The following is a 22318-nucleotide window of genomic DNA, read 5'->3' as shown; positions in this document are numbered from 1 at the left end:
AGACAGTGGACGTCAGCGAGATCCTGACCGGCCTGTACAGCGAGCAGGGCCGGCAGAACCCCTATCCCTTCTACGCGGCCCTGCACGAGCACGGGCCGATAAACGCCGTGCCGGCCCGGGCCGAGCACAGCACCGTGAGCGCGGTCGCCGGCGGGTACGACGTGGTGGACCAGATCCTGCGCGATCCCGGCTGGTACAAGGGCTTCCCGCCCGGCTGGGAGGAGCAGGAGATCCTGCGCACGTTCCTCACCTCGATGATGTTCGTCAACCCGCCGGACCACACCCGGATGCGCGCGGTGTTCGCCAAGACGTTCACCCCGCGCCGCCTCGGCGCGCTGGAGCCGGTGATCGAGCGGATCGTCGCCGAACGCCTGGACCACCTGGCCGAGGCGGGCGCGGGCGGGCACGAGGTGGACTTCGTGGCCGACTTCGCGTACCCGGTCCCGGCGCTGGTGATGGCCGAGTTCATCGGCCTGCCCGCGGCCGACCTGACCTGGTACCGGCAGCGGGTCGACTGGATCGACGAGTACATGGACGTGTCCGGCAAGACGCCGGAGCGGCTGGCTCGGGCCAACCAGGCCGCCGAGGAACTGCGCGTCTACTACCGGGACCTGATCGCCCACCGCCGCCGCACGCCCGGCCACGACCTGATCAGCGGGCTGGTCGAGGTGCTCGACGCGGGTGGCGTCGACCTCACCGAGGAGGAGTTGATCAGCAACCTGATCGTGCTGTTCAACGCCAGCTTCGTCACCACCGTCTACATGTTCAGCAACGGTCTGCCGCTGCTGCTTGACCACCCGGACGTCACCGCCGCGCTGCCAGGCGACGACGAGCTGGCGCGCGGCTGCGTGGAGGAGGTGCTGCGGATGGAGAGTCCGGTGCACTTCCTGGCCCGCTCCGCGCCGGCCGGCGTCGACCTCGGCGGCGTGCCGATCAGCCGCGACGACAACGTGCTGCTGCTCATCGCCGCCGCCAATCGCGACCCGGCCCGGTTCCCCGACCCGGACCGCTTCGATCCGCACCGCGCCGGCCCGCCGTCGCTGGCCTTCGGCGTCGGGCTGCACTTCTGCCTCGGCTCGGCGGTGTCCCGGCTGGAGGGCCGCCTGGCGCTGCCGCGCCTGTTCGCGCGTTTTCCCCGGCTCGCCGTCACCCAGCCCTACACGTACAGCGGGAGCCTGTTCCTGCGTGGAATCGACAAACTCTTCGTCACCACCGGGGAGGCCGGATGACACTCGATCCGCAGGTGGTCGCGTGGCGGGCCGCGCGCGCCGCCGCCGGCACCGTGCCGCTCTACACCCAGACCCTGGCCGAGGCCCGCGCCGCCGACCTCGCCGCGATCCGCGCCGGGTCCGGCGCGGTCGAGCCGGTCGCCGAGGTACGCGACACGACGGTGCCCGGCCCGGCCGGGCCGCTGCCGGTGCGGATCCACCGGCCGGACGGTGACGGTCCGCTGCCCACGCTCGTCTACTTCTTCGGTGGCGGCTGGACGCTCGGCAGTGTCGACACGGCCGACGGGATCTGCCGGCGGCTGGTCAACCTGGCCACCGTCCAGACCGTGACCGTCGGCTACCGGCTCGCCCCGGAGCACCCGTTCCCGGCGGCGGTGGAGGACTGCCACGCCGCGCTGCGGCACCTCGCCGCGCATGCCGCCGAGTTCCGTGTCGACGCCGACCGGCTGGCGGTGGGCGGGGACAGCGCGGGCGGGAACCTGGCCGCCGCGGTGACGCTGCTGGCGCGCGCCGACGGCGGTCCCCGGCTCGCCGCCCAGCTGCTCGTCTACCCGAACACCGACCAGCGGCCCGGGCACCGGCCGGGCGACGACGAGGACCCGATGCTGTTCAACAGGCACTCGGTCGGCTGGTACCGCGGCCACTACCTCGTCGACCCCGGCGACGCCGCCCACCCGCTCGCGTCGCCGCTGCTCGCCGAGGACCTGTCCGGCCTGCCCCCGGCGTTCGTGGTCACCGCCGGGCACGATCCGCTACGCGACGAGGGCCTGCGGTACGCCGAGCGGCTGCGCGAGTCCGGTGTGCCCACCGAGACGGACGACTACCCGGGCATGGTGCACGGGTTCTTCGCCATGCCCGGCGTGTTCGGCGCCGGACGGCAGGCCCAGGAGCGGGCCGCCGCCTTCCTGCGCCGCGTGTTCGGGCTCGACCCGGCGCACGTGGCGACGGGTGCCGATCATGGCTGACCCGGCGGACGGGTTCGTGTCGCCGGCCAGCCTGGCCGAGTTCGCCGCGCTCGCCCGGGCGGTCCTGCCGGCCGACGTGTGGGACTTCGTCGACGGCGGCAGCGGCACCGAGACCGCCCTGGCGGCGAACCGGGCCGCGCTGGACCGGGTGGCGGTGCTGCCCCGGATGCTGGCCGGGGTGGACGACCCGTCCACCGAGGCGGTGCTGCCCGGCGGCCGGGCCGCGTTGCCGGTGGCTGTCGCACCGATGGCGTACCAGCGGCTGCTGCACCCCGACGGCGAGCCGGCGCTCGCGGCGGCGGCCCGGACGGCGGGCGTGCCGTACGTGGCGAGCACGCTGTCCAGCACGCCGATCGAGGAGATCGCGGCGACCGGCGCGACGGTGTGGTTCCAGCTCTACTGGCTGCGCGACCGGGCGCTGGTGGCCGACCTGCTCGACCGGGCGGAGGCGGCCGGCTGCGCGGCGGTGATGGTGACTGTGGACGTGCCGGTGCTCGGGCGGCGCCTGCGCGACGCCCGCAACGGGTTCGCGCTGCCGCCGCACGTCACCGCCGCGAACCTGCCCGGCGGCCGGGACGACCTGGCGCACCAGGGCACCCCCGGCGTCTCGGCGGTGGCGGTGCACACCGGCGCGGTGTTCGCCCCGGCGCTGAGCTGGGCGGACCTGGAGTGGTTGCGGGAGCGTACCCGGGTGCCGTTGCTCGTCAAGGGCATCCTGGACCCGCGCGACGCGGTCCGCGCGGCGGACGCCGGCGTCGACGCCGTGGTGGTTTCCAACCACGGCGGACGGCAGCTCGACGCCGCCCCGGCCAGCGCGGCAGTGCTGCCCGAGGTGGTCGAGGCGGTCGACGAGCGGTGCGAGGTGCTGCTGGACAGCGGCGTCCGCGGCGGCGTCGACGTGCTGCGCGCGCTGGCGCTCGGCGCGGACGGCGTGCTGCTGGGCCGGCCACTGCTCTGGGCGCTCGCGGCGGGCGGCCGGGCCGGCGCCGAGGCGGCACTGGCGCTGCTCGCGGCGGAGCTGCGTGACGCCCTCATCCTCAGCGGCTGCCCCGACCCGGCCTCGGCCCGGCGGCTGCGTACCCGGATCGGAGGCTGACGTGGAACCCGTCGACCTGGCCGTCTCGGCGCTGCACGGCAGCGTCGGCGACCCGGCGCTGAACTCGATGAACTTCCTCAACGAGGTGGCCCAGCACTACCCGGACGCGGTGTCGCTGGCGGCCGGGCGGCCGTACGAGGAGTTCTTCGACTCCGCGCTGCTGCACACGCACCTGGACCGCTTCCGCCGCCACCTCGCCGAGGACGTCGGGCTGGACCGGGCCGGCGTGGACCGGACGCTGTTGCAGTACGGGCGCACCAAGGGGATCGTGCACCACCTGATCGCCCGGCACCTCGCCGTGGACGAGGGCCTCGCCGTCGACCCGGAGTCGATGGTGGTGACGGTCGGCTGCCAGGAGGCGATGTTCCTGGTGCTGCGCGCCCTGCGGACCGGTCCGGCCGACGTGCTGTTCGCGGTGGCGCCCACGTACGTCGGGCTCACCGGCGCGGCCCGCCTGGTCGACCTGCCGGTGCGCCCGGTGGGCGGCGGACCCGGCGGCGTCGACCTGGCCGACCTGCGCGCCGGGGTGCGCCGGGCCCGCGCGGAGGGGCTGCGGCCCCGGGGCTGCTACGTGATGCCCGACTTCGCCAACCCGTCCGGCGTCAGCATGGACACCGCGCAGCGGCGGCGGCTGCTGGAGCTGGCCGCCGAGGAGGACCTGCTGCTGATCGAGGACAACCCGTACGGCCTGTTCCCGGCCGACGGCACCGAGCGGCGGCCCACCCTGAAGGCGCTCGACACCGCGCGGCGGGTGGTCTACCTCGGGTCGTTTGCCAAGACCGTGCTGCCAGGCGCCCGGGTCGGCTACGTGGTCGCCGACCAACGGGTGGGGGAGGCGGACGGCACCGTGGTCCCGTTCGCCGACCATCTCGCGAAGATCAAGAGCATGGTCACCGTGAACACGTCGCCGATCAGCCAGGCGGTGATCGGCGGCGCGCTGCTGGCGCACGACTGCTCGCTGGTGGCCGCGAACGTGCGGGAGCGGGCCGCGTACGCCCGCAACCTGCGCCATCTGGCCGACGGCCTGGCCCGGCGCTTCCCGGCCGGCGGGCCGGTCACCTGGACGGTGCCGGCGGGCGGATTCTTCGTGGTGGTGAGCGTGCCGTTCGCTGTCGACGACGCGCTGCTGCACCGTTCGGCCCGCGAGTACGGCGTGCTCTGGACGCCGATGGCGCACTTCTACGACGCGGGCACACCGGTCAACGCGCTACGGCTGTCGGTGAGCGCCGTCACACCGGAGTCGATCGATGTCGGCCTGGACCGGCTGGCCGCGCTGGTCACGGACACCATGAACGGCGATGCGACGCCGGAGTGTCAGGGTTCCGGCACAGTGCGTGTTTCCTGATGCCGTTCGTCTGTTGATAATGGACGAATGGTTGCCTGGGAGTACGCGTTGCTCGTTCGTCGGTATCAGGGTCAGGGTCGCAATTTCCACGTCTCGTTCGTGTGGTACGGCCCGGACGGGTCACGCACCGACGTGACCGCGTACGGCGACACCGCGATCGCGCACCTCAACCGGGTCGGCCGGGAGGGCTGGGAGCTGGTCTCCGCCGCCGAGGACGTGAACAACGTGCAGGGCAGCACCGAGGTCCACCGCTACCACCTGAAGCGCCCGCTGCGCTGACCCCGTTCACACCGGCGCCCCGGGAGACTCGTTCTCCCGGGGCGCCGCCGTCGTGTCGGCCGGGCTCAGCCCAGGTCCACGGCGGGGTAGAGCGGGAACGGCGTGAGCAGGTCGGCGGCCTGCTTGCCGACGGACTCGGCGACGGCCGGGTCCAGCACGTACTTCGCCTTCGACGGTGCGCCGTCCGGGCCGGTGCCGGGCGTGGTCTGGCTGAGCACGGTGTGGATCAGCTCGGCGGTGGCGTCCATCTCCGTGGCGCCGAGGCCCCGGGTGGTGAGCGCCGGGGTGCCGATGCGGATGCCGGAGGTGTACCACGCGCCGTTCGGGTCCTGCGGCACCGAGTTGCGGTTGGTGACGATGCCCGAGTCCAGCAGCGCCTGCTCGGCCTGCCGGCCGGTCAGGCCGTACCCGGACACGTCGATGAGCACCAGGTGGTTGTCGGTGCCGCCGGTGACAAGCGTCGCGCCCCGGCGCAGCAACCCGTCGGCGAGCGCCTGCGCGTTGTCCACGATCCGCTGGGCGTAGTCGGCGAAGTCGGGGCGGCGCGCCTCGGCCAGCGCGACCGCCTTGGCGGCCATCACGTGCGGCAGCGGCCCGCCGAGCACCATCGGGCAGCCCCGGTCGACCTGGTCGGCCAGCTCCGGCCCGCAGAGGACCATGCCGCCGCGCGGGCCGCGCAGCGACTTGTGCGTGGTGGTGGTGACGATGTGGGCGTGCGGCACCGGGTCGAAGTCGCCGGTGAAGACCTTGCCGGCGACCAGCCCGGCGAAGTGGGCCATGTCGACCATGAAGGTGGCGCCGACCGAGTCGGCGATCTCCCGCATGATCCGGAAGTTGACCTTCCGCGGGTACGCGGAGTAACCGGCGACCAGGATCAGCGGCTTGAACTCGCGGGCCGCCTCGGCCACCCGGTCGTAGTCGATCAGGCCGGTGGCCGGGTCGGTGCCGTAGCTGCGCTGGTCGAACATCTTGCCGGAGATGTTCGGCCGGAAACCGTGGGTGAGGTGCCCGCCGGCGTCGAGCGACATGCCGAGCATCCGCTGGTTGCCCAGCTCACGGCGCAGCGCGAACCAGTCCGCCTCGGTCAGGTCGTTGACCTGCCGCGCCTGCGCCTTGCGGAGCGCGGGGGACTCGACCCGGTCGGCCAGGATCGCCCAGAACGCGACCAGGTTGGCGTCGATGCCCGAGTGCGGCTGCACGTACGCGTGCGACGCGCCGAACAGCTCCCGGGCGTGCTCGGCGGCGAGCGCCTCGACGGTGTCGACGTTCTGGCAGCCGGCGTAGAACCGGCGCCCGACCGTGCCCTCGGCGTACTTGTCGCTGAACCAGTTGCCCATCGCCAGCAGCGTCGCCGGCGACGCGTAGTTCTCGCTGGCGATGAGCTTGAGCGACTCGCGCTGGTCGGCCAGTTCCGCGGCGATGGCGTCGGCCACGCGCGGCTCGACGCCGCGGACGACCTCCAGCGCGCTGCGGAAGGCGGTGGACTCGGCGTTGCGCGACATGCGACCTCCAGGTGACGTGCGGAAGGCCCAGGCGCTCGGCATGCGTCCTCATGACGAGGCCGCTCCCCGATGGTGCTCCATCTCCACGCGCCAGTCACGGCCCGTGCCGATCCTACCGGCCCGGCCGGGACCTGCGGGGTTGGGCCGCCCGTCCCGGGGCACACCGTGGGGGAGGGCCGGCCCCGACCCGGCCCGGGGGAGAGGAGGCACGACCATGACCACACCGAGCACCGGACGGCCGCTCGCCGTGGTGACCGGCGCGTCCAGCGGCATCGGGTACGAGCTTGCGGTCCAGTTCGTCGAGCACGGCTACGACGTGGTGGTCGCCGCCGAGGACGCGGCGATCGAGCGCGCGGCCGGTGACCTGCGGCGCGACGGCGGCCCGGAGGTGTACCCGGTCCGGGTGGACCTGGCTACGCCCGAGGGCATCACCCGGCTGGCCGGCGAGGTGACCGGCCTGGGCCGGCCGGTCGACGCGCTGGCGCTCAACGCCGGGCGCGGCGAGGGCGGCGACTTCGTCGGCGGCACCGACCTGGCCGACGAGCTCACCGTGATCGACCTGAACGTCCGATCGACCGTGCACCTGGCGAAGCTGCTGCTGCCGGACATGGTCCGCCGGGGCGCCGGGCGGGTGCTGTTCACCTCGTCCATCGCCGCCACCATGCCCGGGGCGTACCAGGCGGTCTACAACGCCTCGAAGTCGTTCGTGCAGTCCTTCGCCGAGGGGGTGCGCAACGAGCTGAAGGACACCGGCGTCACGGTCACCTCGCTGATGCCGGGCCCGACCGACACCGAGTTCTTCGACCGTGCCGACATGACCGACACCCGGGTCGGCCAGGGGCCCAAGGACGACCCCCGGAAGGTGGCCGAGGACGCGTTCGAGGCGCTGATGAAGGGGGAGCACAAGGTCGCGGCCGGCTCGTTGGTCAACAAGATCCAGGTGGCGGCCGGGAAGATCGTTCCGGATCGGCTGAAGGCCGAGCAGCACCGCAAGATGGCCGAGCCCGGCTCCGGCGACTGACCCCACCATGCGAGCGGGACCGCCCCTTCGCCGAGGGGCGGTCCCGCTCGCGTAACGCGGCCGGTGTCAGGCGACCACGGCGTCCAGCGACTTCTTCAGCGCCTTCGGGGCGGTCGGCGTCTTCGGCGCCTTCGGGCGCAGGTCGAGCATCCGCCGGCCGATCTCCTGGAGCCGGTTACGGCCGAGCGCCTCGCGGACCTTCGGGAACCACTCCTGCTCCTCCTCCTCGATGTGGTGCAGCACGTTCTCGATCAGCACCGTCGTCTTGGCGTTGTACCGCTCGTCGCCGGCGTCCATCGTGAACAGCTCGAAGCAGAGCACGTCCGCGACGTGGTGCTCCTCGTACGACTCCAGGACGTCGTCCTCGACGTCGGGCACCAGTTCGCGGACCTCCGGGTACATCACCTCGTTCTCGAGGTAGGTGTGCACCGTGAGGGCTTCGAGGATCTGCCCGACGATCTTCCCGCGCTTGCTCGCCGGTCCCTCCTCGGCCTCCTGGAAGGCCTTGAACAGGCGGCGGATCTCCTTGTGGTCCTCCTTGAGCAGGACGATCGCATCGGTGGACACCGGTTACCTCCTAAGTCGGCTGACGGTGCCCCCCTACCCGGCGCCCCACCAGGACAAACAGGCCGGGCCCGGCGTGATCGCCGGGCCCGGTCCACGCGGATACCGGTTACTTCACCGCGTTGTACGCGTCCACGACGCCGGCGCCGTAGAACCCGTTGCGGTTCCCGCCGGAGCAGGTCGCGTCGTACGCGTTCGGGCCCGCCGGGATCAGCGGAACGGGGTTGTAGACGCCCGACGGGCAGGACTTCGCGACCGCCGTGCGCTCCAGGAACGAGGCCAGCTGGCCCGGCGTCATGCCCGGGTGCGCGGACAGCGCCAGCGCCGCGACGCCGGTGGCGTGCGGGCTGGACATCGAGGTGCCCTGCTTGTAGCCCCACCCGTTGGTGCGGGTGGCGGTGTTGAAGGTGGTGGACAGGATGCCGTCGGCGGACGTCGAGCGGGCGCCCTGGGTCCGGAACCGGGTGTCGCCACCCGGCGCGGTCACGTCGATCACGCCCTGGCCGTACGAGGAGTAGTAGCTCTTCTCCCCGGTCGGGCCGACGGCCGCGACGGTCACCACGCCCGGCGCCTCGGCCGGCAGGTCGAGGCAGGCGTTGGTGAGGTTCTCGCGCTCCTCCGGCGTGCCGTTGTTCGGGCTGCCGGTGTCGGTGATCTTGTGGGCGAGGTCGTAGTTCGAGTTACCGGCCGACGCGACGTGCAGCACGCCCTGGGACTGCGAGTAGCGCAGGGCCCGCTGCACGGCCTTCCACACCGGGCGCTGACGCGCGTCGTTGCGGCAGTTCAGCTCCCACGGGTCGATGTAGTAGCTGTTGTTGGTCAGCTGCATGCCGTGCTCGGCGGCCCACATGAACCCGCAGACCGCGGCCTCCGGGAAGATGTAGCCGTCGTCGTTCACCACCTTGACGGCGGCGACCTTCACGCCCGGCGCGACACCGGTGACACCGACGCCGTTGACGGCGGCGGCGATGGTGCCGGCCACGTGCGTGCCGTGGTCGCTGGTGGTGGGGTTCCACGCGGCCTCGGCGGTGTTCGGGACGCCGCCCACACAGGAGGCGCTCTTGTCCTTGGCGATCTGGGTCGCCAGGTCCGGGTGGCTGCTGGAGATGCCGCTGTCCAGCACACCCACCACGACCGACGGGCTGCCGCCGGTCACGGCGTGCGCCTGCGGGACGCGGATCTGGGGCATGTCCCACTGCAGGTTGTAGAGCGGCTCGGCGGTCGGGTCGCCGGTGGCCGCGGCGACGGCGGCGGCCGGCACCTCGACCGTCTCGCCCTCGTCCAGGGCGGTGCCCAGGCCGGCGGTGGAGGCGACCGACTCGACGCCGGCGCCCGCCACCCGGGTGGCGAAGTCCGGGGCGGACGAGCGCACGACCAGCACACCGATCTTGTCGTACGCGGCCACCACGGTGCCGTCGGCGGCCGCCACGCGGGCGGCGGCCTTGGCGGTGCTGTTGCCCTGCGGGGCGAGCACGATGTAAGAGGTTTCCGGTCCGACGGCCGCGGCCGGTGCCGTGGCGCCGACGAGGGCGAGCCCGGCGCCGAGCGTCACTGCCGACGCCGCGGCGAGTGTCTTGCGACGGAGGTTGTTCACACAGACTCCCAGGGGTTCGTGCGGGTGGACCGCACCCCTGAGCGGGCTGCGGTCCGGGCGGAGGCACGGCGAAGTACCGGCCTCGCCCGGACCAGCGCCACCGCCTCCCGGGGTGTTACACGTGGTGGGAGCCCGGTGAAGTGGATCGTCAGACGGTGGCGATCGTGCAGGGGATCTCGTCGAGCAGTTCCCGGGCGAGGAAGCCGATCCGCCCGTACCGGGGGACCAGCCGTTGCCCGCTCACCGCGTGCGCGAACGCCGCCCAGCAGGCCGCCTGCGCCGGGTCGGCGCCCCGGGAGAGCAGACCCGCGAGCAGTCCGGCCCGCACGTCGCCACTGCCCGAGGTGCCCAGTCCGGCGTCTCCGCTCTCCTCCCGCCAGGCTCGGCCGTCCGGCGTCGCGATGTGCCCGTACAGCGAGACGACCGCGTCGTACCGGCCGGCCAGTTCCACCGCCTCGGCGTCCAGGTCGTCGCCCGGATCGCGGCCCAGCAGGTGCCGCGCCTCGGTCAGGTTGGGAGTGAGCACCGCCTTGCGGCCGGACCCGGCCAGCAAATCCGGCGCGTGGCTGAGCGCGCCGAGCGCGTACGCGTCGAGCACCAGCGCGGTCTCCCGGCCGGCCGCGTCCAGGACCAGGCGCAGCAGCTCCCCGGTGGCCTCGATGTCCGTCAGGCCGGGTCCGACCGCCACCACGTCGGCCTCGGTGACCAGGCCGCGGAGCAGGTCGCCCGGGTCGCCGCGGACCGCGCCGTCGCCGGTCTCCGGCAGGCCGATCACGAGCGCCTCGGGCACCTGGATGCTCAGCGACGCCGCAGTCGACTCGGCCGCGGCGAGCTGGAGCACGCCGGCGCCGGCCCGCAGCGCTGCCACCCCGGCCAGCAGCACCGCGCCGGGGGTGAACCGGGAGCCGCCGACCACCAGCACGGTGCCGCGCGCCTCCTTGCCGCCGGTGGGCACCGGCAGCGCCCAGTCCCGCAGCAGCGCGGGGGTGATCACGTCAGACCGGCTCGGCATTGACCTCGTCCTCCCTGGTGGGCTTCGCCCCCTGCCGGTGCAGGTGGGCGACGTCGTTGAACACCTCCGGCACGAGCCGGCCGGCGTCGTCGGCGTGCCAGGCGGTGACCGAGCAGTTGGCGATCACGTGCTCGCGGGTCAGCGCCATCAGCTCCGCTTCGGTGAGCCCCTCCACCAGGTAGCGCAGCAGGAAGACCAGCGCGTCGTGGCCGAACAGCAGCACCCGGCCCCCCTCGTGGTCGCGGCGCAGGTCGCCGAGCAGCGCCCGCAGCCGCAGCGCCACATCGGTCCAGGACTCGCCGCCGGGCGGGCGGTAGTAGAACTTGCCGAGGCGGGTACGCCGCTGCGCCTCCTCCGGGTAGCGCCGGGTCACGCCGTGGCCGGTGAGCCCGTCGAGGACGCCCAGCTCCCGGTCGCGCAGCCGCTCGTCGACGCTCGCCGGGATCCCGGTGCCGTCGAGCGCCAGCTCGGCCGTGCGCACCGCACGCAGGTACGGCGACACCACCGCCACGTCCGGCCGCCTCGACTCCGGCAGCCCGGCCAGCCAGCGGGCGGTCGCCCGCGCCTGCTCCTCGCCGGTCGGCGACAGCGGCACGTCCGCGTCCCGGTGGCTGAGGTCGATCAGCTCGGCGCCGGACGTCTCGGCCGCCGTGGCCGCCACGTTCGCCGTGCTCTCGCCGTGCCGGACGATCCAGAGCGATCCCAACTCCGCCATGCGGCTCCCGGTACCCGGGCTCGACCGGGGATAACCGTGCCGGACCGGCCCGGCGCGGGACTACGCCGCCGTGCATCGACCCGGCACAATGTCCCACGACGCGGGACGGACGGCTCGGGTCCGAGGGAGGCGCACATGGCGACTGTGGTGCGGGGTCTGCGGGAGGCGCTGGTGCTCTTCCTGATCGCCGCCGTGGTGATCGCGGCGGCGGTCGGCATCTGGGTGGCGGTCGGCGGCGGCGACTTCACGCACCGGCTGGGCGTGGCGTTCATGATCGTCGGCGCCGTGATCGGGATGACCGGCGACCTCACGCTGAGCCGCATCGGCATGCTGCCGGCCCGTTCGACCTTCGGTCTGGCGCCCGAGCGGGAGGACGGCGGCGGCGGGCGGGTGCTCACCGGCGTCGGCATCTTCCTGTTCGTCTCGGTGCCGCTGATCGTCGTCGGTGCGCTGCTGATCACCTGAGCACGTGACGGCCGTCGCCGGACCGATCAGTCCCCCGGCGAACCGGGATTCACGAGGCCCGTCTCGTAGGCGACCACCACCGCCTGGACCCGGTCGCGCAGACGGAGCTTGGCGAGGATGCGGGCGACGTGGGTCTTCACCGTCGCCTCGGACAGGTGCAGCGCCGCCGCCAGCTCGGCGTTGCTCAGGCCGCCGGCCAGCAGGCGCAGGACCTCCGTCTCGCGACGGGTCAGCGTGGCCAGGTCGCGGTGCACCGCCGCCGTCTCCGGGTCGCGGCGGGCGAAGCGCCGCACCAGCCGGCGGGTGATGGCCGGCGCGAGCAGCGCGTCACCGTCCTGCACCATGCGTACGGCCGCGACCAGGTGTTCCGCGTCACGTCCTTGAGCAGGAAGCCGCTCGCCCCGGCGGCGAGCGCGGCGTAGACGTACTGATCCAGGTCGAACGTGGTGAGGATGATGATCCGGGGCGTCGCGACGGCCCCGGTGAGGATGCGGCGGGTGGCCTCGAGACCGTCGAGCTCGGGCATGCGCACGTCCATGAGCACCACGTCGGGCCGGGTACGGCGGACCGCGTCCACCGCCTCCGCGCCCGTCGCCGCCTCGGCCACCACGTCCACCCCACCGGCCGTGAGGATCATGCGGAACCCGGTACGGACCAGTGCCTGGTCGTCGGCGACCACCACTCGTACCGTCATGGCGCCTCCCACGGGATCAGTGCCTCGACGTGGTAGCCGGCGCCCGGCCGGGCGCCGGCGCGCAACGTCCCACCGTAGACGGCGAGGCGCTCCCGCAGCCCGATCAGGCCGCGCCCGCCCGAGACCCCGATGGCGGCCGGGACGCCGGGCTCGGTGTTGCCGACCTCGATCCGCAGGCTATCCGGCGAGTACTCGACGACGACGGTGCCCGCGGCGCCGGGCGCGTGCCGGACCATGTTCGTCAGCGCCTCCTGCACCACGCGGTAGGCGGTCAGCCCGACACCGGAGATGACCGGCCGGCGCTCGCCGGAGATGGTCAGCCGTACCGGCACGCCGGCGTCACGCACGCGTTCGATCAGCTCGGGCAGGCCCTCGATCCCGGGCTGCGGGTCCTCCGGGTCGTCCGGTTCGGAATCCGCCAGCAGGCCCATGACGTGCCGCAGCTCGGTGAGCGCGGACCGGCCGGTCGACTCGACGGCGAGCAGCGCCTCCCGCGCCTGATCCGGGGCGGCGGCGAGCACCGTCCGGGCGGCGCCGGCCTGGATGACCATCACGCTGACGTGGTGCGTCACGACGTCGTGCAGTTCCCGGGCGATGCGGGCCCGTTCACCGGCGACCGCGTCGCGCAGCGCCTGCTCGTGGGCGCGGGCCTCGGCGGTGAGCCGCCGCCGGTCCTCACCCGCCCGTCGCCGCCACACGTGGTGGCCGCCCGCGGCGGCCACCAGCGGGGCCAGCACGACGAACGGCAGGTTGGCCGCGGGCACCGTGACCGGCATCAGCTCCCGCAGCCCCAGGGCGAGCAGCGCCACCGCCGGGACCGATGCCAGCACCGGCAGCCGGTACGGGCTGTGCGCCGCCGCGCTGTAGACGGCGACGAGGCAGGTCAGCACCACGCACGGGTACAGGGCCGGCTGCCGCTCCCCGTCGGTCACCAGCACCAGTGACGCGGCGGCCGTCGTCGCCCAGAGCACCGCGAGCGGATACCGGCGGCGCAGCACCAGCGGCGCGCACATGACGAAGACCAGCAGCAGTGCCCCGAGCGTCGACCCGGGCTGCGCCGGCTGCGTCTCCGGCGGGACCGCCAACGGCGGCAGCGGCAGTGGCGGCGGCAACGGCGGGGGCGGGACGCCGACGTCGTCGGTGGCGGCCTGGAAGCACACCAGCCCGAGCACCCCCGCCAGCGCCGCGTCGAGCAGCAGCGCGCGCCAGCCCGGCCGCGGCAGCGGCCCGGTCGCCACGATGCCTCTCACGCGTCCATTCTCGCCGCCGGTGCCCGGCCGGGGCATCGGCCCCGGTGTGCAGTGCGACTACATCGCAGGGATGACCCCGGGCGAAGATCCACCTCCGGCGGTACGGCGATGCGTCGCCGGACCGATGCCCGGCCCCCGGATCCGCCCCTAACGTCACGGCGTCCAGTAGACCGGCCCGACCCGACCGCAAGGGGCGACACATGACCGATCCGGTGATCGACGTACGCGGGGTGACCCGCCGCTACGGCGAAGGACCGCCCGCGCTGCACGACGTGTCGCTGACCGTCCGGCCCGGCGAGTGCGTGGCGGTACTCGGCCCCTCCGGCAGCGGGAAGTCCACACTGCTCAACCTGCTCGCCGCGCTCGACCGGCCGGACGCCGGCACGGTGACCGTCGCGGGCACCCGGCTGGACAAGCTCGGCGAGGCCGCGTCGGCCCGGTTCCGGCGCGCGCACGTGGGACTGGTCTTCCAGTTCTTCAACCTGCTCGACGACCTGACCGTGCTGGACAACGTCCTGCTGCCCGCCCAACTGGCCGGCGCGCCGGCCCGCGCGGCGCGCGAACACGCGGCCTCCCTGCTGGACTCGCTCGGCATCGCCCGGTACGCGCACGCGTACCCGGGACGCCTCTCCGGGGGTGAGCGCCAGCGCGTCGCCGTCGCCCGCGCCCTGGTCAACCGGCCCACGCTCCTGCTGGCCGACGAGCCGACCGGCGCGCTGGACACCGCGTCCGGTGAGGACGTCCGGCGCCTGCTCGACGACCTGCGCCGCAGCGGCCAGACCATCGTGCTCCGGCTCGATGCTCGGCTCGGTGATCCACGCCGCGGTGACCGCCGCCTGCCTGTGGGGGCTGCCGGGCGTACGCACCCACCTGGTCGCCTTCGACACCGACGTGGTCGACCTGACCTCCGACGTGGACGACCCGGTGGAGCTGCTGATGAAGGTGCAGCTCGGCGGCGGCACCGACATCGCCCGCGCGGTCGCGTACGGCGCGCAGCTCGTGGAGAACCCGCGCCGGACGATCGTCGCGCTGGTGTCCGACTTCTACGAGGGCGGCGACGCCGGACGTCTGGTCCGGTCGGTGAAGCAGCTCGTGGAGCAGGGCACGCACGTGCTCGCGCTGGCCGCGCTGGACGAGGAGGCCGACCCGGCGTACGACCGGGCCACCGCCCAGCGGCTGGCCGACGTGGGCGCTGCGGTAGGCGCGATGACGCCGGGCGAGCTGGCCGCCTTCGTGGCCGAGCACGTGGGCCGGTAGGGGGACCGGATGACCCGTGACGACCTGATCGCGCTCACCCCGGACGTGCTGGCCGCGCTGAGCAACAGGGGCCTGGTGAAGCGCGCCACGAAGGAGGTCGACGCCGGTGAGCGGCCGATGCTCACCGAGGACGCCGACGGTGCGGTGTGTGCCGCGTACCCGGACGGGGTGACTGTGACGCTGCCCGGGGGCGGCGGCCTCGCGGCCGGGATCTGCTCCTGCCCGGCGCCCGGCGTGTGCCGGCACCTGCTCGCCGTCGTGCTGACCTACCAGCGCACGCACGCCGCCGCCCCGGACCGCGAGGCCGCGCCGGGCCGGGACGCAGCGCCGGGCCGGGAGGACGCCGAGGCCGATGGCGAGCCGTGGCGGTGGTCGCCGGGCGACGTCACCGACGAGGAACTGGCCGCTGCGATCGGCGCGCCGGCGCTCACCGCCGCGCGGCGGCGGCTGCGGCGCGGCTACGCCGCCGTGGTCCACCGGCCGGACGCCGCCGACCCGGTGCCGCGCGTGGAGCTGCCCACCGGCACTGTGCGCTTCCTGGTGCCGCGCCAGATCGGGTACGCGCGCGGCGACGCGGCCGACGACGGCGGCGAGGCGATCGCCCTCGCCGTGTGGGCGTGCCGGACGGCCGACCGGGAGCAGCCGGACCGGCCCGAGGCGCAGGTACGAGTCGGCGGAACCGCCACCGTGGCGGAGCATCCGGCGCTGGACGCGGCGGTGGCGCTGGCAGCCGACGTGCTGCTGACCGGGGCCGCGCACCTGGGCTCCGGCGTGGACGCCCGGCTCGCGGCGGTCCGGCGTGACCTCGACGCGGCCGGTCTGCGCTGGCCGCTGCTGGCGGTGGACGACCTGACCGGGCAGCTGGAGGCGTACGCCGCGCGCGGCGCCCGGTACCGGCCGGAGACCCTCGCCGACCTGCTCGCCGAGTTGCCCGCCCGGCGGCGCGCGGTGGTCAACGCCGGCGCCACGCCACCGGAGCGGGTGCTGGGCACCCACGAACCGGCGGAGACGCCGCTGCGGCGGGTGCGGCTGACCGGCCTCGGCGCCCGCGTCCGCGAAAGCAGCGGCGAGGTGGGCGTGGACGTGGTGCTCGCCCACCCGGCGGCCGTCTCCGTGCTGGTGCTGCACCGCGCCTATCCCGCCGGCGACGACGGCCCGCCCACCGGCCACGAGCTGGCCGGACGGCGCGTCACCGGCGCCACGCTCGGCGCGCTGGCCACCGGCAACGTGGTCTCCGAGTCGGCGGTGCGCAGCGCCGCGCACCGGCTCCGGATCGCCGCAGGCCGGCTGGCCCACACCACTGTCACCCCCGGCGCGGGGGAGTGGTCCGGCCTGCCGCCCGGCCTGCTCACCCGCGACCCGGACGCGCTCGCCGCCGAGCTGGCCGGGCGGCCACCCCGGCTGCTGCGTCCCCGCACCGCCGCCGAGTCGGTGCGGGTCCTCGCGCTCGGCGAGGTGCGCGCCATCGGGTACGCGGCCGGCGAGCAGCGCCTGCACGCCACGGTGACCGGGGCCGACGGCGGCACGGCGACGATCACCGCCACCCACCACGCCGCCGCCCCTGGTGCACTCGACGCGCTCGCGGCGGCGCTGGACGGCACACACGGGCCGCCGCGCTACGTCAGTGGGACGGTGCGCCGGGGCGCCGACGGACTCGTCGTCGAGCCGCTGGCGGTGGTCGCCGACGCGGTGGTCGTACCCGATCTGGCACCCGGGGTGGGCGACGGCCGGCTGGCCGGCGCGGTCGACGCCCGGCCCGACCCGGTCGCCGCGGCGCTGGGTGCGGCGTCGGCGCTGCTCGCGCAGGCGGCGCACACCGGCCTGCGGCACCTGCCGGCCGGCTTCCCGGAGCGGCTGCGCGCGACGGCGGCCGGGCTCGCCGCAGTCGGCCTGGATCGCTGCGGCGCGGCAGTGGCGGGCCTGGCCGGTGCGCTCGGCGCCGACCCGGGCGAACCGGCGGTACGGGCCTGGGTGGACGCCTGGATCCGGCTGTCGGTGACGGCGGAGTCCCGGTGAGCCGGTCCCCACGGCCGCGCCGGGTCGCTACGGTGTGACGGTGGCGACCACGGCGGCGCAGGAGATCCAGGTGGGGAAGCGGCTGGTCCGCGTCTCCAGCCCCGACAAGCCCTACTTCCCGGAGCGCGGGCTGACCAAGCTGGACGTGATCAGCTACTTCCTGTCCGTCGGCGACGGCATCCTGCGCGCGCTGCGGGACCGGCCGACCATGCTGGAACGCTGGCCGCGCGGCGTGTTCGAGGGCGCCAAGGTGGCCACCCGGCAGACGAACAAGGGTGACGCGTTCTACCAGAAGCGGCTCCCGGCCGGCGCGCCCGACTGGGTCCGTACCGCGCACATCACGTTCCCCAGTGGGCGTACCGCCGACGAGGTCGCCCCGAGCGAGCTGGCCGTGGTGATCTGGGCGGCGAACCTGGGCACGCTGCGGTTCCATCCGTGGCCGGTGTCGAAGGACGACGTGGAGCACCCCGACCAGCTGCGCATCGACCTCGACCCGATGCCCGGTGTCGACTTCGCGCAGGTGGTGCCGGTGGCGCACGAGGTACGCGCGTTCCTGTCCGAGCTGGGCCTGGAGGGCTTCCCGAAGACCACCGGCGGGCGCGGCATCCACGTCTACGTCTCGATCGAGCCGCGCTGGAGCTTCGGCGAGTGCCGGCGGGCGGTGCTGGCGCTGGGCCGGGAGATGCAGCGCCGCCTGCCCGACCTGGTCACCACCACGTGGTGGCGCGACCAGCGGGACCGGCCGGTCTTCGTCGACTACAACCAGATGGCCCGCGACCACACCATGACCTCGGCGTACTCGATCCGGCCGACCCCGGCGGCGCTGGTCTCGGCGCCGCTGGAGTGGGCCGAGCTGGACGACGCCCGGCCGGAGGACTTCGACGTGCTCAGCATGCCCGAGCGGTTCGCCGGGCGGGGCGACCCGCACGCCGGGCTGGACGGGCGGCGGTACTCGCTGGACGCGCTGCTGGAGCGGGCCGACGCCGAAGGGCTGGAGTCGCCGCCGGAGCGCTGACCGGTCAGTCCCAGGGGCTCTGCGTGCCGTCGAACTCCTCGAACACCAGCCAGGTACGTGTGGACAGCACGCCGGCGATGCTCTGCACCCGGTCCAGCACCACGTCCCGCAACGTCGCGTTGTCGGGTGCCCGGACCAGGGCGAGGACGTCGTGCTCGCCGCTGAGCAGCGCCGCGTGCTCGATGTAGCGCACCCGGGCCAGCTCGGCGGAGACCTCCCGCCAGGTGTTCTGCTCGATGGTCAGCGCGATGTACGCCGACGTGCCCAGCCCGGCCGGCTCCGGTGCGACCCGCGCGGTGAACCCGGTCAGCACGCCGTCGCGCAGCAGCCGCTCCACCCGGGCGTACGCGTTGGTGCGGGAGACGTGCACCCGTTCGGCGAGCGTACGGATGGACGTGCGGGCGTCGCGGACCAGTTCGCGGAGGATCCGCCGGTCCACCTCGTCCAGCGGCCCGGCCGAACGTCCCGTTCCGCCCGCCGCGCCCGGTGTGGCGCCGGTCTCCTGGCTCATCTCAGCCGCCCTCCTGTGCCATTCGTCCCGCGTTCATCCCGCATGTTGAGTCAATCATCCACGACCGGGAGCATAGGGCCACCACACGTCCAGGAGGTCCCCGCCGTGACGACCACACCCCAGGCGGTCCGCAGGGCATCCCCGCGCACCCGCCGGAAGACCACCCCGGCCGCACCCGACCCGTCGGCCGGCTTCATGCCGCAGCGGGAACCGGTCCGGCTGCTCGAACCCGACGGGACCCCGCTGCCGGCCCGCGACGACTACCCGGAGCCGCCGGTCGAGACGCTGCGCGAGATGTACCGGCGGATGGTCGTCGGCCGCCGCTTCGACGTGCAGGCCACCGCGCTCACCAAGCAGGGCCGCCTCGCCGTCTACCCGTCCGCGCGCGGCCAGGAGGCGTGCCAGATCGGCGGCGTCCTCGCGCTGCGCGACACCGACTGGGTGTTCCCCACCTACCGCGAGTCGATGGCGCTGACCGCGCGCGGCCTCGACCCGGTCGAGGTGCTCACGCTGCTGCGCGGCGACTGGCACTGCGGGTACGACCCGGCCGCCATGCACACCGCGCCGCAGTGCACCCCGCTCGCCACCCAGTGCGTGCACGCCGCCGGGCTGGCCTATGGCGAGTCGTACCAGGGTCGCGACACCGTGGCGCTGGCGTTCATCGGCGACGGCGCCACCAGCGAGGGCGACTTCCACGAGGGCATCAACTTCGCCGCCGTGTTCAAGGCGCCCGTCGTCTACCTCGTGCAGAACAACAAGTACGCGATCAGCGTGCCGCTGTCCCGGCAGACCGCCGCGCCCAGCCTCGCGTACAAGGGCGTCGGCTACGGCGTACCCAGCGAGCAGGTCGACGGCAACGACCCGGTGGCCGTCCTGGCGGTGCTGGAGCGCGCCGTCGCGCACGCCCGCGCCGGCAAGGGCCCCTACCTGGTCGAGGCGCACACGTACCGGATGGAACCGCACACGAACGCCGACGACCAGACCCGCTACCGCGACGCCGACGAGGTCGAGGCGTGGCGCGACCGCGACCCGGTCGCCCGGCTCGAGGCGTACCTGCGGGCCAAGGGCGTGCTCGACGACGCCGCCGTCGCGGCGGTCGCCGAGGAGGCCGAGGAGTACGCCGCGACGCTGCGTCGCCGGATGGACTCCCAGCCGAGCGTGGACCCGCTGAGTCTGTTCGACCACGTGTACGCCGAGCCGACGCCGCAACTCGTCGAGCAGCGCGAGATGGTCCGGGCCGAGCTGGCCGCCGACGCGGAGGGGAGCGCCTGATGGCCACCATGACCATGGCGAAGGCGCTCAACGCGGCGCTCGCCGACGCGATGCTCGACGACGAGCGCGTGCTCGTCTTTGGTGAGGACGTCGGCCAGCTCGGCGGCGTCTTCCGGATCACCGACGGGCTTCAGGCCCGGTTCGGCGACAAGCGCTGCTTCGACACCCCGCTCGCCGAGGCCGGCATCGTCGGGTTCGCCGTCGGCCTCGCCATGTCCGGGCTGCGGCCGGTCGTGGAGATGCAGTTCGACGCGTTCGCGTACCCGGCGTTCGAGCAGATCGCCTCGCACGTGGCGAAGCTGCGCAACCGCACCCGTGGCGCGTTGAGCGTGCCGATCGTCATCCGGGTGCCCTACGCCGGCGGCATCGGCGGCGTGGAGCACCACTGCGACTCGTCCGAGGCGTACTACGCGCACACGCCCGGCCTGAAGGTGGTCACGCCCGCGACTGTGGACGACGCGTACTCGCTGCTGCGCGCCGCCATCGACGACCCCGACCCGGTGGTGTTCCTGGAGCCCAAGAAGCTCTACTTCACCAGCGCCGAAGCGGAACTGCCGGCCCGTACCGCGCCGATCGGCAGCGCCGTCGTGCGCCGCCCCGGCACCGACGCCACGCTGATCGCGTACGGCCCGGCGGTGCCGGTCGCGCTCGCCGCCGCCGAGGCCGCCCGCGAGGAGGGCTGGGACCTGGAGGTCGTCGACGTCCGCAGCATCGTGCCGTTCGACGACGCCACCGTCACCGCCTCGGTCCGCCGTACCGGCCGATGCGTGGTGATCCAGGAGGCGCAGGGCTTCGCCGGTGTCGGGGCGGAGATCGCCGCCCGGGTGCAGGAGCGCTGCTTCCACGCGCTGCACGCGCCGGTGCTGCGGGTGTCCGGGCTGGACATCCCGTACCCGGCGCCCATGCTGGAGCACACCCACCTGCCCTCGGTCGACCGGGTGCTGGACGCCGTGGCGCGGCTCCAGTGGGACGACCAGCCCGACACGAGGTGGGTGGCGGCATGACCGAACGCACCGAGCGGAGCGAGGGCCGTGAGGGCATGCCCGGTCAGCACAGCCTGACCGAACGCACCGAGCGGAGCGAGGGCCGTGAGGGCATGCCCGGCCGGAACGGCATGAGCACGGCTCTTGGGACCCGCGACTTCCTCCTGCCGGACCTCGGGGAAGGGCTGAGCGAGGCGGAGATCGTCGAGTGGCGGGTCGCCGTCGGCGACGTCGTTACCGTGGACCAGACGGTGGTCGAGGTGGAGACCGCCAAGGCCGTCGTCGACGTGCCGTGCCCGTACGCCGGACGGGTCGTGGCCCTGCACGGCGCCGCGGGTGAGGTACGCCCGGTCGGCCAGCCGCTGATCACCATCGCCCCGCTCGACGACGCCCCCGACCCGCACGCCACCTACCGCGAGGAGGAGCGGGCCGGGTCCGGCAACGTCCTGATCGGCTACGGCACCGGCCACGGCGGATCGGGCCGGCGGCGGCGCCGGCCGCGGCTGGCGCTGGCCCCCGAGCCCGCCACGTCCGCCTCGACGGGCCCCGCGTCCGGTCCGGCGACTGGCTCTCCGGCTTCGGCGCCGCTGGTCATCTCGCCGATCGTGCGGCGCCTGGCCAAGGAGCACGGCATCGACCTGGCGTCGCTGCGCGGCACCGGGCCGGGCGGCGTGATCCGCCGGGCCGACCTGGACGCCGCCGTGACCGCCCCCGCTCCGGCGACCCGGCCCGCAGCGGTGCCGGACGCCCCGGCCGCCCACGTCGGGCTCGCCCCGGCGGGCGACGGGGACACGGTCATCCCGCTCACCGGCATCCGCAAGGTGATCGCCGACAAGCTCTCCCGCAGCCGGCGGGAGATCCCCGAGGTGACCATCTGGGTCGACGTGGACGCCACCGGCCTGCTGGAGACGCGCGCCGCGATAAACGCGGCCAACCCGGACTCGCCGGTGAGCATCCTGGCGCTGCTGGCCCGGATCTGCCTCAGCGGCCTGCGGAGGTACCCGCAGCTCAACGCGCACGTCGACACTGAGGGCCAGCGGATCGTCCAGTCCGGGGGCGTGCACCTGGGCATCGCCGCGCAGACCGACCGGGGCCTGGTCGTGCCGGTGCTGCGCGACGCGCAGCGGCTGACCACCCGGGAGCTGGCCGCCGCGCTCGCCGAGACCACTGCGGCGGCCCGGGCCGGTACGCTGCCGCCGGCGCGGCTGACCGGCGGGACGTTCACGCTCAACAACTACGGCGTGTTCGGCGTGGACGGTTCCACGCCGATCATCAACCACCCGGAGGCGGCGCTGCTCGGCGTCGGCCGGATCGTGGACAAGCCGTGGGTGGTGGACGGGCAGCTCGCCGTCCGCAAGGTGACCCAGATCAGCCTCACCTTCGACCACCGCGTCTGCGACGGCGGCGTGGCCGGCGGCTTCCTGCGCCACGTGGCGGACTGCGTCGAGCAGCCGGCCCTCCTGGTAGCCAACGTCTGACCGGTCCGGCTCCCGGCCCCGGCTCTCCGTGGGAGGGCCGGGGCCGCGCCCGTCC

General features: G+C 74.3%; 19 protein-coding genes, 3 pseudogenes and 1 riboswitch. Of the genes and pseudogenes, 14 read left to right on the top strand and 8 right to left on the bottom strand.

The genetic code is table 11. The features are described from left to right. The first annotated feature begins 5 nt into the window (after positions 1 to 5). From O7546_RS15955 to O7546_RS15935, 5 genes are read left to right on the top strand one after another with little or no spacing between them, the layout of a single operon-like run. A complete protein-coding gene (locus tag O7546_RS15955) occupies positions 6 to 1229 on the top strand; it encodes a cytochrome P450 (protein ID WP_194799267.1) in 1224 nt (407 codons plus the stop codon). Continuing rightward, entirely contained in the window at positions 1226 to 2194 is a 969-nt protein-coding gene (locus O7546_RS15950; protein WP_194799268.1) for an alpha/beta hydrolase, read from the top strand. The genes O7546_RS15955 and O7546_RS15950 overlap by 4 nt, the downstream gene beginning before the upstream one ends. Next, the gene (locus O7546_RS15945; protein WP_194799269.1) at positions 2187 to 3290 is read left to right on the top strand and encodes an alpha-hydroxy acid oxidase; all 1104 of its coding nucleotides are present in this window, start codon (positions 2187 to 2189) and stop codon (positions 3288 to 3290) included. The genes O7546_RS15950 and O7546_RS15945 overlap by 8 nt, the downstream gene beginning before the upstream one ends. 1 nt (position 3291) lies before the next feature. After that, positions 3292 to 4635, top strand: coding sequence for a PLP-dependent aminotransferase family protein (locus O7546_RS15940; RefSeq protein WP_194799270.1), 1344 nt, complete (start codon positions 3292 to 3294; stop codon positions 4633 to 4635). Positions 4636 to 4662: 27 nt separating this feature from the next. After that, on the top strand, positions 4663 to 4914 hold the full coding sequence (locus O7546_RS15935; RefSeq protein ID WP_013286617.1) for a hypothetical protein: 252 nt from the start codon (positions 4663 to 4665) through the stop codon (positions 4912 to 4914). Between the two features lie 65 nt (positions 4915 to 4979). On the opposite strand, the gene O7546_RS15930 is transcribed toward O7546_RS15935, so the two are convergent. Beyond that, on the bottom strand, positions 4980 to 6416 hold the full coding sequence (locus tag O7546_RS15930) for a glycine hydroxymethyltransferase (protein ID WP_194799271.1): 1437 nt from the start codon (positions 6414 to 6416) through the stop codon (positions 4980 to 4982). An 18-nt stretch (positions 6417 to 6434) separates the two neighbouring features. Beyond that, positions 6435 to 6524: riboswitch (ZMP/ZTP riboswitch) on the bottom strand. A gap of 106 nt (positions 6525 to 6630) precedes the next feature. Here O7546_RS15930 and O7546_RS15925 point away from each other — a divergent pair. Further along, on the top strand, positions 6631 to 7437 hold the full coding sequence (locus O7546_RS15925) for an SDR family NAD(P)-dependent oxidoreductase (protein ID WP_281599167.1): 807 nt from the start codon (positions 6631 to 6633) through the stop codon (positions 7435 to 7437). A 66-nt stretch (positions 7438 to 7503) separates the two neighbouring features. Here O7546_RS15925 and O7546_RS15920 read toward each other — a convergent pair whose 3' ends face one another. From O7546_RS15920 to O7546_RS15905, 4 genes are all read right to left on the bottom strand, one after another. Beyond that, on the bottom strand, positions 7504 to 8004 hold the full coding sequence (locus O7546_RS15920) for a hemerythrin domain-containing protein (RefSeq protein ID WP_194799273.1): 501 nt from the start codon (positions 8002 to 8004) through the stop codon (positions 7504 to 7506). Between the two features lie 106 nt (positions 8005 to 8110). Beyond that, entirely contained in the window at positions 8111 to 9595 is a 1485-nt protein-coding gene (locus O7546_RS15915; protein WP_269697105.1) for a S8 family serine peptidase, read from the bottom strand. A gap of 148 nt (positions 9596 to 9743) precedes the next feature. Continuing rightward, entirely contained in the window at positions 9744 to 10607 is an 864-nt protein-coding gene (locus tag O7546_RS15910) for an NAD(P)H-hydrate dehydratase (RefSeq protein WP_194799275.1), read from the bottom strand. After that, positions 10591 to 11322 (bottom strand): histidine phosphatase family protein, encoded by a 732-nt coding sequence (locus O7546_RS15905; RefSeq protein ID WP_194799276.1) that lies wholly within the window; start codon positions 11320 to 11322, stop codon positions 10591 to 10593. The genes O7546_RS15910 and O7546_RS15905 overlap by 17 nt, the downstream gene beginning before the upstream one ends. Before the next feature lie 135 nt (positions 11323 to 11457). On the opposite strand from O7546_RS15905, the gene O7546_RS15900 reads away from it, so the two are divergent. Further along, positions 11458 to 11787: a hypothetical protein gene (locus tag O7546_RS15900; RefSeq protein ID WP_135240406.1), complete on the top strand. Its 330-nt coding sequence runs from the start codon at positions 11458 to 11460 to the stop codon at positions 11785 to 11787. A 26-nt stretch (positions 11788 to 11813) separates the two neighbouring features. Here O7546_RS15900 and O7546_RS15895 read toward each other — a convergent pair. Both O7546_RS15895 and O7546_RS15890 read right to left on the bottom strand, forming a co-directional pair. Then, a pseudogene (locus O7546_RS15895) lies at positions 11814 to 12481 on the bottom strand (response regulator transcription factor). After that, positions 12478 to 13731 carry a histidine kinase gene (locus tag O7546_RS15890; RefSeq protein ID WP_281599161.1) on the bottom strand — a complete coding sequence of 418 codons (1254 nt, stop codon included), beginning with the start codon at positions 13729 to 13731 and terminating at the stop codon, positions 12478 to 12480. The pseudogene O7546_RS15895 and the gene O7546_RS15890 overlap by 4 nt, the downstream one beginning before the upstream one ends. A 200-nt stretch (positions 13732 to 13931) precedes the next feature. Here O7546_RS15890 and O7546_RS15885 point away from each other — a divergent pair. The 4 genes and pseudogenes from O7546_RS15885 to O7546_RS15870 all read left to right on the top strand — a co-directional run. Next, a pseudogene (locus O7546_RS15885) lies at positions 13932 to 14522 on the top strand (ABC transporter ATP-binding protein); the annotation flags it as partial. Then, positions 14521 to 14988 (top strand): annotated as a pseudogene (locus O7546_RS15880) (VWA domain-containing protein); the annotation flags it as partial. The pseudogenes O7546_RS15885 and O7546_RS15880, both read left to right, overlap by 2 nt. A gap of 9 nt (positions 14989 to 14997) precedes the next feature. Further along, complete coding sequence (locus tag O7546_RS15875; RefSeq protein WP_281599159.1) at positions 14998 to 17004, top strand: hypothetical protein; 2007 nt, start codon at positions 14998 to 15000, stop codon at positions 17002 to 17004. A gap of 34 nt (positions 17005 to 17038) precedes the next feature. Beyond that, on the top strand, positions 17039 to 18019 hold the full coding sequence (locus tag O7546_RS15870) for a DNA primase small subunit domain-containing protein (protein ID WP_194799278.1): 981 nt from the start codon (positions 17039 to 17041) through the stop codon (positions 18017 to 18019). 4 nt (positions 18020 to 18023) lie between these two features. On the opposite strand, the gene O7546_RS15865 is transcribed toward O7546_RS15870, so the two are convergent. Next, entirely contained in the window at positions 18024 to 18530 is a 507-nt protein-coding gene (locus O7546_RS15865; protein ID WP_013286599.1) for an Lrp/AsnC family transcriptional regulator, read from the bottom strand. A 72-nt stretch (positions 18531 to 18602) separates the two neighbouring features. Between O7546_RS15865 and pdhA the strand changes: the two genes are divergently transcribed. The 3 genes from pdhA to O7546_RS15850 all read left to right on the top strand — a co-directional run bounded on the left by pdhA (position 18603) and on the right by O7546_RS15850 (position 22263). Next, positions 18603 to 19802: a pyruvate dehydrogenase (acetyl-transferring) E1 component subunit alpha gene (gene pdhA / locus O7546_RS15860; RefSeq protein ID WP_194799447.1), complete on the top strand. Its 1200-nt coding sequence runs from the start codon at positions 18603 to 18605 to the stop codon at positions 19800 to 19802. Next, entirely contained in the window at positions 19802 to 20806 is a 1005-nt protein-coding gene (locus O7546_RS15855; protein ID WP_194799279.1) for an alpha-ketoacid dehydrogenase subunit beta, read from the top strand. Before pdhA ends, O7546_RS15855 begins: the two co-directional genes overlap by 1 nt. 110 nt (positions 20807 to 20916) lie before the next feature. Beyond that, on the top strand, positions 20917 to 22263 hold the full coding sequence (locus O7546_RS15850; RefSeq protein ID WP_194799448.1) for a dihydrolipoamide acetyltransferase family protein: 1347 nt from the start codon (positions 20917 to 20919) through the stop codon (positions 22261 to 22263). The last annotated feature ends 55 nt before the right edge of the window (positions 22264 to 22318 follow it).

Origin of the sequence: Micromonospora sp. WMMA1976, assembly GCF_027497335.1 — a bacterium.
In the GTDB taxonomy this organism is placed as follows: domain Bacteria; phylum Actinomycetota; class Actinomycetes; order Mycobacteriales; family Micromonosporaceae; genus Micromonospora; species Micromonospora aurantiaca.
The sequence above is the reverse complement of the archived record's forward strand: the minus strand, read 5'-3'. Positions and strand labels throughout refer to the sequence as shown.